12 protein-coding genes are annotated in these 12,340 nt (G+C 68.5%); 5 read left to right on the forward strand and 7 right to left on the reverse strand.

The window, feature by feature from the left end; all coding sequences use genetic code 11:
* From D3H34_RS28690 to D3H34_RS28710, 5 genes are all read left to right on the forward strand, one after another.
* Positions 1-778 (forward strand): ABC transporter permease (locus D3H34_RS28690; RefSeq protein WP_205736828.1); only part of this gene is annotated, 778 nt, incomplete at its 5' end.
* The gene (locus D3H34_RS28695) at positions 775-1,827 is read left to right on the forward strand and encodes an NAD-dependent epimerase/dehydratase family protein (protein ID WP_119557955.1); all 1,053 of its coding nucleotides are present in this window, start codon (positions 775-777) and stop codon (positions 1,825-1,827) included. The genes D3H34_RS28690 and D3H34_RS28695, both read left to right, overlap by 4 nt.
* A gap of 16 nt (positions 1,828-1,843) precedes the next feature.
* A complete protein-coding gene (locus tag D3H34_RS28700) occupies positions 1,844-2,674 on the forward strand; it encodes a GNAT family N-acetyltransferase (protein ID WP_119557956.1) in 831 nt (276 codons plus the stop codon).
* A gap of 12 nt (positions 2,675-2,686) precedes the next feature.
* Complete coding sequence (locus D3H34_RS28705) at positions 2,687-3,754, forward strand: dihydrodipicolinate synthase family protein (RefSeq protein ID WP_119557957.1); 1,068 nt, start codon at positions 2,687-2,689, stop codon at positions 3,752-3,754.
* On the forward strand, positions 3,751-4,542 hold the full coding sequence (locus D3H34_RS28710) for an ABC transporter ATP-binding protein (RefSeq protein WP_119557958.1): 792 nt from the start codon (positions 3,751-3,753) through the stop codon (positions 4,540-4,542). The genes D3H34_RS28705 and D3H34_RS28710 overlap by 4 nt, the downstream gene beginning before the upstream one ends.
* 26 nt (positions 4,543-4,568) lie before the next feature.
* Here the strand turns inward: D3H34_RS28710 and D3H34_RS28715 are convergent, their stop codons facing one another.
* The 7 genes from D3H34_RS28715 to D3H34_RS28745 are packed head-to-tail and all read right to left on the reverse strand — an operon-like array spanning position 4,569 to position 12,225.
* Complete coding sequence (locus D3H34_RS28715; RefSeq protein WP_119557960.1) at positions 4,569-5,591, reverse strand: XdhC family protein; 1,023 nt, start codon at positions 5,589-5,591, stop codon at positions 4,569-4,571.
* A 21-nt stretch (positions 5,592-5,612) separates the two neighbouring features.
* Positions 5,613-6,272, reverse strand: coding sequence for an SRPBCC family protein (locus D3H34_RS28720; protein WP_119557962.1), 660 nt, complete (start codon positions 6,270-6,272; stop codon positions 5,613-5,615).
* Between the two features lie 34 nt (positions 6,273-6,306).
* Positions 6,307-7,521 carry a vWA domain-containing protein gene (locus tag D3H34_RS28725; RefSeq protein ID WP_119557964.1) on the reverse strand — a complete coding sequence of 405 codons (1,215 nt, stop codon included), beginning with the start codon at positions 7,519-7,521 and terminating at the stop codon, positions 6,307-6,309.
* 14 nt (positions 7,522-7,535) lie between these two features.
* On the reverse strand, positions 7,536-8,438 hold the full coding sequence (locus D3H34_RS28730; protein ID WP_119557966.1) for an AAA family ATPase: 903 nt from the start codon (positions 8,436-8,438) through the stop codon (positions 7,536-7,538).
* Positions 8,439-8,496: 58 nt separating this feature from the next.
* Positions 8,497-9,288, reverse strand: a complete 792-nt coding sequence (locus tag D3H34_RS28735; protein ID WP_119557968.1) for an FAD binding domain-containing protein — start codon at positions 9,286-9,288, stop codon at positions 8,497-8,499.
* A gap of 41 nt (positions 9,289-9,329) precedes the next feature.
* Positions 9,330-11,714, reverse strand: coding sequence for a xanthine dehydrogenase family protein molybdopterin-binding subunit (locus D3H34_RS28740; RefSeq protein ID WP_119557970.1), 2,385 nt, complete (start codon positions 11,712-11,714; stop codon positions 9,330-9,332).
* 13 nt (positions 11,715-11,727) lie between these two features.
* Positions 11,728-12,225 (reverse strand): (2Fe-2S)-binding protein, encoded by a 498-nt coding sequence (locus D3H34_RS28745; protein ID WP_099795899.1) that lies wholly within the window; start codon positions 12,223-12,225, stop codon positions 11,728-11,730.
* Positions 12,226-12,340 lie beyond the last annotated feature (115 nt).

A 12,340-nucleotide genomic window follows, 5' to 3' on the forward strand; every position in this document is an offset into this window, starting at 1 on the left:
CCCTACGCCCATGTCGGGCGAAGCTCCGCAGTGGCATCGCTGGGCCCTCGTGGTCGCCGTGCACCTGGCCGGCGTCGCGCTGTGGGAGCTGGCGGTGCGCGTGTTCGCGATCCAGCCCTTCATCCTTCCCGCACCGTCGAAGGTGCTGGCCACGCTGGCCAACCCCAACTACAGCTGGCTCAAGAACACCGGCGTCACCGCGCTCGAAGTGTTCGGCGGCTACGCGCTGGGCCTGGTGCTCGGCATTCTTTGCGCGCTGCTGTTCATCACCAGCAAGCGGCTGATGCTGTTGGTGTTCCCGCTGCTGGTCACGCTCAACATGATCCCGAAGGTGGCGATGGGGCCGCTGGTGATCGTGTGGTTCAGCTATGGCATCGGGCCGAACATCCTGATCACGTTCAGCCTGTGCTTCTTCCCGATCCTGCTGACTACCATCCGCGGCCTCAACGAGACCGAGCCCGAGCTGCTCGACCTCGTGCGCGCGCTCAAGGGCTCGCGCTGGCAGTTGTTCCGCTACATCCAGCTGCCGGGCTCGCTGCCCTATGTGTTCTCGGGCATGAAGGTCGCCACCATCCTCGCCGTGGCGGGTGCGGTGGTGGGCGAGTTCATCGCCTCCGAACGCGGCCTGGGCTATCTGATGATCCAGGTCCAGGCCTCCCTCGACACGCCCGCGGTCTTCATGGCCGTGCTGCTCATCACGGGCCTGGGCGTGCTGCTCTATCTGTTGGTGCTTCTGCTGGAGCGCCTCTTCATCACCCAGGACGCACGAATCCAATGAACAACACCACGCCTGTCCTCGACGACCTTCCCTTTCCCGAGCGCTTCGAGACCGAAGCCGCGCTCGAGGACTACCTGGCCACGCCCTCGCGCGACCTCGTGCGCGACATGGCCCGCCTCGACGGCGACCTGATGATCCTGGGCGTGGGTGGCAAGATGGGCCCGACGCTGGCCCGCCTCGCGAAGAACGCCATGCCCGGGCGCCGCGTGATCGCCGTGGCCCGCTTCAGCGAAGCCGGCGTGCGCGAGGCACTGGAAGCGCACGGCATCGAGACCATCGCCTGCGACCTGCTCGACCGCGCCGCCATCGCCGCGCTGCCGCCCTGCGCCAACGTGGTGTTCATGGCCGGTCGCAAGTTCGGCGCCGACGCCAACAACCCGCTGACCTGGGCCATGAACGCGCACGTGCCGGCGCTGGTGGCCGAGCACTTCCGCGGCTCGCGCATCGTCGCGTTCTCGACCGCCTGCGTGTACCCCTTCGTACCCGTGACCAGCCAGGGCGCGCACGAGAGCGACGCGCCCAACCCGCCCGGCGAGTACGCCAATTCGTGCGTGGGCCGCGAGCGCATGTTCGAGTACTTCTCGCAACAGCACGGCACGCCCGGGCGCCTGTTCCGCCTGAGCTACGCCATCGACCTGCGCTACGGCGTGCTGGCCGACGTGGCGCTGAAGGTGTGGCGCGGCGAGCCGGTCGACGTGACCATGGGCCACGTCAACGTGATCTGGCAGGGCGATGCGAACGCGCAGGCGCTGCGCTGCCTCGCGGCGGCCACGGTGCCGACCTCGCCGCTCAACGTGAGCGGGCCCGAGACCACGTCGATCCGCTGGCTGGCCGAAGAATTCGCGCGCCAGTTCGGCAAGGACGTGACGATCACCGGACAGGAAGCACCGACCGCCTGGCTCATGAACACCGGCGAGGCGGAGCGCCTGTTCGGCTACCCGCGCGTGCCGCTGGCGCAGCAGATCCGCTGGGTCGCCGACTGGATTTCGCGCGAGCAACGTCAATACGGCAAGCCGACCAAATTCGAATCGCGCGACGGCAAGTACTGAGAAGGTGCGAACGACCATGCCCACCGTCGAGACGCTGTCTTCGATCACGCCCGACATCGCCCAGATGCTCGACGCACTCGTCGTCGCGAGCGGCTGGAACCAGACCGCACACGACTGGCGGCTGTTCGAGCGGCTCGGCACGGTGCATGGGGTGCGCGACGGTGCGGGCCGGCTCATCGCCAGCGGCGCAGTGCTGCCGATGGGGAGCGTGGCCTGGATCAGCATGATCCTCGTGGCGCCCGAGGCGCGCGGACAGGGCCTGGGCCGCGCGGTGTTCGCACGCTGCCTCGACACGGTGAAGTCCGCCGGCCTCGTCGCGATGCTCGACGCCACGCCGCAAGGCGAACCGCTCTACGCGAGCTTCGGCTTCACCCCGCTGTGGCGGCTCACGCGCTGGCAACGCGAAGCCGCACCGGCCACTGCATCGCTCGCCACCGACAAGCCCGCACTCGACAGCGTTGCCGCGCTCGACGCACAGGCGCTGGGCTTCGCGCGCCCCGCCGTGCTCGTCGACCTGCTCGGCCGCGACGACAGCCGCTGCGTGCGCAACGGCCTGGGCTTCGGCCTCGTGCGCGCGGGTCGCACCGCGCATCACATCGGGCCGCTGCTGTCGTCCGACGAGGCCACCGCCGCCGCGCTGCTGACGCAGGCCGCGCGCGGCATCGCTGGCCGCATCTACGTCGACGTGCCCGACGACCGCAAGCTCATGCCCCAGGCGCTGCACGCCGCCGGCTTCACATCGCAGCGCAGCTTCACGCGCATGGCCCTCGCCACGCGTGACGCCACCCAGGCGCCGACCGGACACCCTGCCTTCATCCACGCCATCGCCGGCCCCGAGTTCGGCTGAGGACCCTCACCCATGCCATTGAACCGCTCCGACCTTCCCGCCGACGTGCTTGCGCTGCTGTCGCAAGGCACCGTCATCCCCGCGCATCCGCTCGCGCTCGACGCCGACCGCCAGTTCGACCGCAAACGCCAGCGCACGCTGACCCGCTACTACGTCGATGCCGGCGTCGGCGGCCTTGCAGTGGGCGTGCACACCACGCAGTTCGCGATCCGCGAGCGCGGCCTGTACGCCACCGTGCTCGAAGCCGCGATGCAGGACCGCCTGGCCTGGAACGACCGACCGATGGCGATGATCGCGGGCCTGTGCGGCCCGACCGCGCAGGCGCAGGCCGAGGCGCGTACCGCCGTCTCTCTCGGCTATCACGCGGGCCTGCTGAGCCTTGCGGCGCTGGCCGGTTCGTCGGAAGACGCGCTCATCGCCCACTGCGAGGCGGTCGCGCAGGAGATCCCGCTGATCGGCTTCTACCTGCAGACCGTCGTCGGCGGCCCGATCCTGTCGAGCGACTTCTGGCGCCGCTTCGCGCTCATCCCCAACGCACTCGCCATCAAGGTCGCCCCCTTCAACCGCTACCGCAGCATCGACGTGGTGCGGGGGCTGGTCGATGCACGCGCCGAGGAGCGCGTGTTCCTCTACACCGGCAACGACGACCACATCGTGCTCGACCTCGCGTTGCCCTTCGCCGCGATGCGCGACGGCGCGCCCGTGCAGGTGCGCTTTCGCGGCGGGCTGCTCGGCCACTGGTCGGTGTGGACATCGAGCGCCGTCGCGCAACTCCAGCAGATCAAGGCCGAACTGGCGGCCCACGGCGGCGCGCTCAGCCCTTCGCTGCTCGCGCTCGACTCGCGCGTGACCGACTGCAACGCCGCCTTCTTCGACGTGGCGAACAACTTCCACGGCTGCATCGCCGGCTGCCACGAGGTGCTGCGGCGCCAGGGCCTGCTCGAAGGCATCTGGTGCCTCGACCCCGAGGAAGGCATGGGCCCCGGGCAATCGGCGCAGATCGACCGCGTCTACCGCCAGCACGGCGACCTCGCCGACGACGCCTTCGTGCGCGACAACCTGTCACGGTGGCTGGCATGAGCGCGGTACTGGCTCCAGTGCAGGAAGCGCCGTTGATCCGCATGCGGCAGCTGCGCAAGGTCTACCGCAAGCGCAACGAGGAGTTCCTCGCCGTCTCCGACGTCACGATGGACGTGAACGCGGGCGACATGATCTCGCTGGTCGGGCCCTCGGGCTGCGGCAAGTCGACGCTGCTGAAGATCCTGTCGGGCCTGCACGGCCATGACGGCGGCACGCTCGAGATCGGCGGCGCCGACGGTTCGGGCTTCAACCCCGGCCGCGATGTCGGCATGGTGTTCCAGCAGCCGCTGCTGCTGAAGTGGCGCACCATCCTGGAGAACGTGCTGCTGCCCGCCGACATCCTCGGGCTGGACCGCCGCGCCGCCAAGGAACGCGCGCACGAACTGCTCGACATGGTCGGCCTCACCGGCTTCGCGGACAAGCTGCCCTACGAACTCTCGGGCGGCATGCAGCAGCGCGCGGCCATTGCGCGTGCGCTCATCCACGACCCCAAGCTGGTGCTGATGGACGAGCCCTTCGGCGCGCTCGACGCCCTCACGCGCGAGAAGATGAACCTGGAGATGCTTCGCATCTGGGAGCGCAGCCGCAAGACCTTCATCGTGGTCACGCACAGCATCCAGGAGGCGGTGTTCCTGGGTTCGCACTGCGCCGTGCTCACGGCTGGCCCGGCGCGCATGGCGGACTTCTTCCGCATCGACCTGCCCGAGCCACGCAAGCTGCACGTGAAGACCAGCCCGGAGTTCGGCGAGTACGTGCGCCGCATCTACGACCTGCTGGGCGTGGACTGAGCCAGCCCTTTCCAGCCCGGCTCAGTTCAACTGGGTTGCAGCTGCTGGATTTCCTTGGCGCGCGCCACTTCGACTTCGCGCGGCAGCGTCACCGCGTTCTTCACCGCCAGGATTTCCGCCATCACGCTCACCGCGATCTCGGGCGGCGTCTTGCTGCCGATGAAGATGCCGATCGGTCCGCGCAGGCGCGCGAGCGATTCGGCCGTCTGGTCGAAGTGCTCGATCATGCGGTCGCGCCGTGCGTCGGCGTTGCGGCGCGAGCCGATGGCGCCCACGTAGAAGGCCTCGCTCTGCAGCGCTTCGAGCAGTGCAAGGTCGTCGAGCTTGGGGTCGTGCGTGAGTGCGACCACGCAGCTGCGGCGGTCGGGCCGGAAGGCCAGCACGGCGTCGTCGGGCATTTCGGTGGTGATCGTCACGCCCGGCAGTGACCATGCGGTGCGGTACTCGGCTCGCGGGTCGCACAGCGTCACGGCGAAGCCGCTGAACTTGGCCATCGTCGCGAGGTACTCGGCGAGTTGGCCGGCACCGATCAGCAGCATGCGGTACTCGGGGCCGAAGGTGTTGGTGAGTTCGGTGTCGTTCACCGTGAGTTCGTCGGGCGCCGTGGCTTCCGCCAGTCGCACCGCGCCGGTCGCGAGCGTCACGGTGCGGCGCATGAGCTTGCCGCGTTCGAGTTCGGCGACCAGGGTGTCGAGCGCATCGGCGTCGGGCGCGTATTCGAGCAACAACTCGAGGGTGCCGCCGCAGGGCAGCCCGAAGCGATGCGCCTCGTCGGCCGTGATGCCGTACTTGACGAGCGCGGGCGGCGCGCCCAGCGGCACGTCTTCGCCCTTGCCGTGGGCATGGCTGTAGCGGGCGATCAGGTCGTCCTCGATGCAGCCGCCCGAGACCGAGCCGACCACGGCGCCGTCTTCGGCCAGCGCCATGATCGAGCCCACGGGCCGTGGCGACGAGCCCCAGGTGCGCACCACCGTGGTCAGCAGCGCGCGCTTGCCGGCACGCCGCCAGTCGCGCAGCGTGCGCAGCACCATGACGTCGAGGTTTTCCATGGCGAGTTCGTTCCCGTTGTCTCAGGCCGCGTCGCCCGAAGCGGGCGCGTCCTTGTCCTCGCCGTCCTTCTTGCCAAAGCCCATCTTCTTCATGAGGCCCGACATCACGCCGGCCTTCTCGGCGGGCGCCTCGGCCGAAACTTCTGCAGCGGGCGCAGGCGGTGGGCCGTAGCGGCTTTGCATCTCGGCCTCGAAGCGCTTGAAGAAATCGTCGGCGGTGGACTTGGCCGCGCCGTCGATCAGGCGCTGGCCGAGCTGCGCGATCTTGCCGCCGACCTGGGCCTGCACGGTGTAGTCGAGCTCGCAACCGGCGGGTGCCTGCGGGGCGGCGTCCGACGGTTGCGCCGCATCCGGCGCGGGCGCTGCTGCTGCGGCGGCATCGGCCACCGGCTTGAGCGTGACGCTCGACGAGCCCTTGGCAAACCCCGCCACACCGCCCTGCCCCTCGAAAGTGAGCTTGTAGCCATCGGGCGCGACGATGTCCGACAGCATCACCTTGCCGTTGAACTTGGCCGACACCGGACCGATCTTCACCGCCAGCGCGACGCTGTAGGTGTTGTCGCCCGTCAGCTCGAACTTGTCGCAGCCGGGGATGCACTTCTTGAGCGTCTCGGGGTCGTTGAGTGCGTCCCAGGCCTGTTGTTGGGTGATGCCGAGGCGGCGGTTTCCGAGCATTTCCATGGTGGGTTTCCTTTGTTCCTTCCTGGGGCCTGCCTCATCGGCTGGCGCGCATCAGCGCGGCCAGACTGGCGGCCAGCTGTTCGAGTGCATTCAGATTGTGGACCGCCAGCATCGCGTCCGCATGGCGGTGCAGTACGCCGGCCCCACGCGCCAGAGGGGCGTAGCCCTCGAAACGCAGCAAGGGGTTGAGCCACAGCAGGCGGCGCGAATGGCGCTTGAGCCACTGCAGCTCCGTGTCGAGCACCGCGGGTTCGCCGGTATCGAGGCCGTCGCTGATCGCGAGCACCAGCGTGCGGCGGCCGATGAGCCGGCGCGCATGCGACTGGTGCAGCTCGGTCAGCGAGCCCCCCAGCCGCGTGCCGCCGGCGAAGTCGTCGATGGCGAGGCTGGCGGCCCCCAGCATGGCGTCGGTGTCGGCGAGCCGGAAGGCCGGCGTGAGGTCGGTCAGACGCGTGCCGAAGGCGAACACGTCGCGCCGGCCGGCACGCCGCGTGGCGGCATGCAGAAAGGCCAGCAGCAGGCGGGCATAGCGTTCCATCGAGCCCGACACGTCCACCAGCACCAGCAGCGGCAAGGGCTGCTCGCGCCGCGCCAGCCGGGGCAGGCGCAGGATTTCGCCGCCGGTGCGCGCCGCCTCGTGCAGTACGCCGGGCCAGTGCATGCGGGCGTGCGCGCGGCCGGCGTCACCGGCGGGGCGCAGGCGTCGCGCCGGCACTTTGGGCACCGGCAGCGTGATGTCGCGCGCCAGCCGCTCGACCAGCCGGTACTCGGCCGCGCCGAGTGCATTGAAATCGGCATGCTGCAACCGCTGGCGGTCGCTGGCCGTCATGGCGGCGTCGAACTTGATCTCCTCGTCGGGCTTGGTGGGCGCGACAGGCTTCACGGCATCGCGCGGCGGGCTCAGCGCCTCGCGCACACGGGGGCGGCGCTTGGAGGGTTCCGCCTTGCCTTCTGCGCTGGGCAGCATCTGGGCGAGCAGCTTGTTGGCCAGCTCCGGGTCGCGAAACCACGCGTCGAAGAGTTCGCGGAACACCAGGCGGTCTTGCTCGCGGCTCACCATCACGGCTTCCATGGCGGCACTCAGGTCGAGCTTGTCTTCCACGCCGACCAGCGTGACCGCCTCGGTCGCGAGCGCGATGCGCATGGCATCAGTGCGCACGCCGGCGCGGCGCAGCGCACGGCCGAAGGCGGCGATGTTGCCGGCCAGCTTGCCGCTGCGGACATCGCCCAGTTGCTGGATGCCAGCCATGTGCGTGGCCCCGCTCAGCGCGCGACCGGCTCCTCGGGTTTGAGCAGATCGGACGCCAGCTCGTGCGTCAGCGCCGCCACGTCATCACGCTGCTTGAACAGGATGCCGGCGGTGTCGACGACCACTTCGGGGTCGAGTTCGACGGTGTCGAGCGCAATCAGCGCCCGCGCCCACTCCACGCTTTCGGCAATGCCGGGCGCGCGCTGGAAGGCGTTGACGAACGGCGCCGAACGCAGCCGCGCGACGAAGGCGGCCACCTGCGCCGACAGCGTTTCACCGGCCTGCGGCACCTGCGCGCGCACGATGGCCAGTTCGCGCTCGCGTTCGGGGTAGTCGAGCCAGTGATACAGGCAGCGCCGCTTCACGGCATCGTTCAGCTCGCGCGTGCGATTGCTGGTAAGCAGCGTCACCGGCGGCACGACGGCGCGCACAGTGCCAAGCTCGGGAATGCTGACCTGATACTCGCCGAGGTATTCGAGCAGGAAGGCCTCGAAGGGCTCGTCGGCGCGGTCCACCTCGTCGATCAGCAGCACCGATCCAGGGGCGGGCGTCTGCAGCGCCTGCAGCAGCGGGCGGCGGATCAGGTAGTGCGGTTGGTAGACCTCGGCCTCCACGTCGCGTGCCGCGCCCGTGGCTTCGGCCGCACGCATGTGCAGCAGCTGCGCGGCGTAGTTCCACTCATACAGCGCCTCGCGCTGCTCCATGCCGTCATAGCACTGCAGGCGCAGCAGTTCGCGGTTCAGTGCGATCGACAGCGCCTTGGCAAGTTCGGTCTTGCCGACGCCGGGCTCGCCTTCGAGCAGCAGCGGGCGCTGCAGCTTCAGCGCGAGGAACACCGCGGTGGCAAGACGGCGGTCGGCGAAGTAACCGGCCTGCATCAAACCGTCGGAAAGAGCGTCGATGGTCGGGAAAGTCATGGCGAAGCGTAGCGGAAGACGCGAGGGTGTCGCGCCTTCCGGTCGGCGGCTTGCGGCTTCAGCCGAGTGCTTTGGTCACCGCGCGCTGCGTCAGCACGCTGATCAGGTTCGCGCGGTAGGCAGCCGAGGCATGCAGGTCGCTGTTCAGGTCGCTGGCATCGATCTTCACGGCTGCGGCAGCCGCGGCAGTGAAGCTCTTGTTGAGCGCGTCTTCGAGCCCCGCATGGCGGAACACCCCGTTGCCCGCGCCGGTGATGGCCACGCGCACGCCGCTGTCGTACTGCGCCAGGAAGATGCCGACCAGCGGGAAGTTGGAAGCCTTCTGGCGCAGCTTCTCGTACACGGCGCGCTTCGGAATGGGGAAGCGGATCGCGGTGATCAGCTCGTCTTCTTCGAGCGCCGTGGTGAACAGGCCCTGGAAGAAATCATCGGCTGCAATCTCGCGCTTCGAGGTGACGATGGTCGCGCCCGAGGCCAGCACAGCGCTCGGATAGCACGCCGCCGGATCGTTGTTGGCCACCGAGCCGCCGACGGTGCCCATCGCGCGCACCTGCCGGTCGCCGATGCGCGACGCGAGGTCGGCCAGCGCAGGGAACGCGGCCTTCACGTCGGCGTTGTTCGCCACGTCGAGGTGGCGCGACATGGCGCCGATGGTCACTGCGCCGCCATCCTTCTTGATGCCGGTGAGTTCCTTGATGCCGCCGAGGTCGACGAGCTGCTCGGGTGCCGAGAGGCGCAGCTTCATCGAGGCCAGCAGGGTCTGTCCGCCGGCCAGTGGCTTGCCGCCCGCGGCGATCAGCCGGGCCGCGTCCGCCACGCTGGCGGGCCGTTCGAGTGTGAAGGCATACATGGGGTGATTCCTTCTCTGTTCTCTGTTGTTCGTTCTGTCGTTCAGGGCTTGGCGGCGGCCTGCATCGCTTCCCAGACGCGGCTGGACGAGGCAGGCATGTCGAAATCCTTGACGCCCAATGGCGCCAGCGCATCGAGCACGGCGTTGATGACGGCCGGCGGCGAACCGATGGCGCCCGCCTCGCCGCAGCCCTTGGTGCCTAGCGGGTTGTGGGTGCACGGCGTGCAGACGGTGTCGAGCTTGAACTGCGGGAAGTCGCCGGCGCGCGGCATCGCGTAGTCCATGAAGCTGCCGGTGAGCAGCTGGCCGGTCTCGTTGTCGTACACGCAGTTCTCGAGCAGCGCCTGGCCGATGCCCTGCACCAGCCCGCCGTGGACCTGGCCCTCGACGATCATCGGATTGATGATGGTGCCGAAGTCGTCCACCGCGGTGAAGCGGTCGACGCGCACTTCACCCGTCTGCTTGTCGATCTCGACCTCGCAGATGTAGGTGCCGCCCGGGAAGGTGAAGTTGGTCGGGTCGTAGAAGGCCGTTTCGTTCAGGCCCGGCTCGAGCTTGTCGAGCGGGTAGTTGTGCGGCACGTAGGCCGTGAGCGCCACCTGGCCGAACGGGATCTTCTTGTCGGTGCCCTTGACCGTGAATTCGCCGTTGGCGAACTCGATGTCGGCGTCGCTCGCTTCCATGAGGTGTGCGGCGATCTTCTTGGCCTTGGTCTCGATCTTGTCGAGCGCCTTCATGATGGCCGCGCCGCCCACCGAGATGGAGCGCGAACCGTAGGTGCCCATGCCGAAGGGCACGCGGCCGGTGTCGCCGTGCACCACGTCGACGTTCTCGACCGGAATGCCCAGCCGCGCGGCGACGACCTGTGCGAAGGTGGTCTCGTGGCCCTGGCCGTGGCTGTGCGAGCCGGTGAACACCGTCACGCTGCCGGTCGGGTGCACGCGGATCTCGCCGCACTCGAACAGACCCGCGCGCGCGCCGAGCGCACCCGCGATGTTCGACGGCGCGATGCCGCAGGCTTCGATGTAGCTCGAGTAGCCGATGCCGCGCAGCTTGCCCTTGGCTTCGGTTGCCGACTTGCGCGCGGCATAGCCGTCGACCTCGGCCAGCACCTTCGCCTTGTCCATGCAGGCATGGAAATCGCCGGTGTCGTACTGCAGCGCCACGGGCGTCTGGTAGGGGAAGCTGGTGATGAAGTTGCGCTTGCGGATCTCGTCCTGGCCCAGGTTCATGTCCCAGGCGCAGCGCGACACGAGGCGCTCCAGCAGGTAGGTGGCCTCGGGCCGCCCTGCTCCGCGGTATGCATCGACCGGCGAGGTGTTGGTGAACCAGGCATCGACCTCGACGTAGATCTGCGGCGTGGTGTACTGGCCGGCCAGCAGCGTGGCGTACAGGATGGTGGGCACCGCGGTCGAGAAGGTCGACAGGTAGGCGCCGAGGTTCGCGTCGGTATGAACGCGCATGGCGAGGAACTTGCCGTCCTTGTCCATCGCCATCTCGGCGTGGCTCACGTGGTCGCGGCCGTGCGCATCGGACAGGAAGCACTCCGAGCGTTCCGCCGTCCACTTGATGTTGCGGTTGAGCTGCTTGGCGGCCCAGGTCAGGCACACGTCTTCCGCGTACAGGAAGATCTTCGAGCCGAAGCCGCCGCCCACGTCCGGGGCGATCACGCGCACCTTGTGCTCGGGCAGGCCCAGCACGAAGGCCGTCATCAGCAGACGCTCGACGTGCGGGTTCTGGTTCGACACGTAGAGCGTGTAGTCGTCGGTGCCGCGGGCATAGCTGCCGATGGCCACGCGCGGCTCGATGGGGTTGGGCACGAGCCGGTTGTTGACCAGGTCGAGCTTCGTGACATGGGCCGCACCCGCGAACACCGCATCGACCGCCGCCTTGTCGCCCAGCGCCCACTTGTAGCACTGGTTGTCGGGCGCCTCGTCGTGCAGGGTGACGCCGCTGGCCTTCTTCGCCGCGTCGGCCACGCTCACCAGCGCGGGCAGCACGTCGTAGTCGACCACCACGGCCTCGGCCGCGTTCTTGGCCTGCTCGACCGTCTCGGCCACCACCATGGCCACGTGGTCGCCCACGTAGCGCACCTTCCTGATCGCGAGGATCGGGTGCATCGGCTCCTTCATGGGGGTGCCGTCGGGGTTGTTGATGAGCCAGCCGCAGGGCAGCCCGCCCATCTTTCCTTCGATGTCCTTGCCGCTGAAGATGCCGACCACACCGGGCATCTTCGAGGCCTCGGTGATGTCGATCGACTTGATGTTGGCGTGCGCGTGCGGCGAGCGCACGAAGACCGCATGGCTCTGGTTGGCCAGCGTGATGTCGTCGGTGTAGTTGCCCGCGCCGGTCAGGAAGCGATAGTCTTCCTTGCGCCGCAGGGCCTCGCCGATGTGTGGCAGGTTGGAGAAGTCGGAAGCACCCATGATGCGGCTCCCTTCAGGCGGCGACGGTGGTCTTGACCGGGGTGCCCGAGGCCATGGCCTCGCCGCCCATCTTCACGGCCTTCACGATGTTCTGGTAGCCCGTGCAGCGGCACAGGTTGCCCTCGAGCAGCTCGCGGATTTCCGATTCGCTGGACTTGGGGTGATGGGTGCACAGGTCGATGGCGCTCATGACCATGCCCGGCGTGCAGAAACCGCACTGCAGGCCGTGGCACTCCTTGAAGGCCGCCTGCATGGGGTGCATCGTGCCGTCGGCTTCGGCGATGCCCTCGATGGTGGTGACGTCGGCGCCGGCCGCCTGCGCGACCAGGATGTTGCACGACTTGACCGCGCGGCCGTTCAGGTGAACGGTGCAGGCGCCGCACTGGGCGGTGTCGCAGCCGACGTGGGTTCCGGTGAGGTGGAGGTGCTCGCGGATCGCGTGCACAAGGAAGGTGTTCGGGGGGGCGTCGACCGTGACCGGGCGGCCGTTGACCTTGAAAGCGACCTGCATGTGGCTGTCTCCGTGGAAGGTGATGGCTGGTTCAGCGAGTCATCTTGGATGCCGCTCTTTCGCACTATCCTAGGCAAAAACCCTTGACACTTGCACAGAGCGCGGGAAATTCTCA

The organism is Acidovorax cavernicola, assembly GCF_003581445.1.

Coding starts and splice junctions, on each gene's coding strand:
- D3H34_RS28695 (WP_119557955.1), top strand. CDS start 775: ATGAACAACACCACGCCTGTCCTCGACGACCTTCCCTTTCCCGAGCGC.
- D3H34_RS28700 (WP_119557956.1), top strand. CDS start 1,844: ATGCCCACCGTCGAGACGCTGTCTTCGATCACGCCCGACATCGCCCAG.
- D3H34_RS28705 (WP_119557957.1), top strand. CDS start 2,687: ATGCCATTGAACCGCTCCGACCTTCCCGCCGACGTGCTTGCGCTGCTG.
- D3H34_RS28710 (WP_119557958.1), top strand. CDS start 3,751: ATGAGCGCGGTACTGGCTCCAGTGCAGGAAGCGCCGTTGATCCGCATG.
- D3H34_RS28715 (WP_119557960.1), bottom strand. CDS start 5,591: ATGGAAAACCTCGACGTCATGGTGCTGCGCACGCTGCGCGACTGGCGG.
- D3H34_RS28720 (WP_119557962.1), bottom strand. CDS start 6,272: ATGGAAATGCTCGGAAACCGCCGCCTCGGCATCACCCAACAACAGGCC.
- D3H34_RS28725 (WP_119557964.1), bottom strand. CDS start 7,521: ATGGCTGGCATCCAGCAACTGGGCGATGTCCGCAGCGGCAAGCTGGCC.
- D3H34_RS28730 (WP_119557966.1), bottom strand. CDS start 8,438: ATGACTTTCCCGACCATCGACGCTCTTTCCGACGGTTTGATGCAGGCC.
- D3H34_RS28735 (WP_119557968.1), bottom strand. CDS start 9,288: ATGTATGCCTTCACACTCGAACGGCCCGCCAGCGTGGCGGACGCGGCC.
- D3H34_RS28740 (WP_119557970.1), bottom strand. CDS start 11,714: ATGGGTGCTTCCGACTTCTCCAACCTGCCACACATCGGCGAGGCCCTG.
- D3H34_RS28745 (WP_099795899.1), bottom strand. CDS start 12,225: ATGCAGGTCGCTTTCAAGGTCAACGGCCGCCCGGTCACGGTCGACGCC.